Source organism: Novosphingobium arvoryzae (assembly GCF_014652615.1).
In the GTDB taxonomy this organism is placed as follows: Bacteria; Pseudomonadota; Alphaproteobacteria; order Sphingomonadales; family Sphingomonadaceae; genus Novosphingobium; species Novosphingobium arvoryzae.
On sequence record NZ_BMZD01000028.1, the window covers coordinates 1 to 586 of the forward strand.

At 62.6% G+C, this 586-nt stretch carries 1 protein-coding gene; it reads right to left on the bottom strand.

Going from position 1 to position 586, the window contains the following annotated elements; all coding sequences use genetic code 11:
* Window positions 1–145 precede the first annotated feature (145 nt).
* Window positions 146–586 (bottom strand): transposase (locus tag IE113_RS16170; protein ID WP_189543365.1); only part of this gene is annotated, 441 nt, incomplete at its 5' end.

A 586-nucleotide genomic window follows, 5' to 3' on the forward strand; every position in this document is an offset into this window, starting at 1 on the left:
TGGACACCTCGAAGAACCGGCTGTTTTTGGCTTGACGGCGGCGCGAGGGGTCTGATGGCGGCTTTTGAGACGTGAGGGTTGGCCTTTTCGGCCCGGTTTCCTTGGTTTTCTGGTCCGGAGCGCCGTTCAGCGCCATGTTTTCGCGCTATGCGGGCGCACCTCGCCCTTCGAGCCAAGCGAGGCGCTGGAAGTTATAGACGAGGTTGGCCATGCCGATCTTGATGGTGGCGCGGGCGATGCCGATGGTGCGCACGACGAGCCCCATCCGGTGTTTCTGTCCCGCGAACACATGCTCGACATGGGCGCGGATCTTGGATCGTCTGGTATTGGCCCTGGCGATCCGCTCGGGCAGCGGCTGCCTCGGCTTGCGCTTCTGGTGGACGTGGCTCTTGAACATGCCTGCCGCCAGGAAAGCCTCGTTTTTCTTCGACCGGTAGGCCGTGTCTGCCCAGACGCCCGAACCGGTATTGGCCTTGCTGACCAAGTCCGGCAGTCGTGCACCGTCATGGGCATTGGCGGCGCTGGCATCCCAGGTGCGGATCAGCCCATGGGCTTTGTCGATGCCGATGTGGTTCTTGTAGCCGAA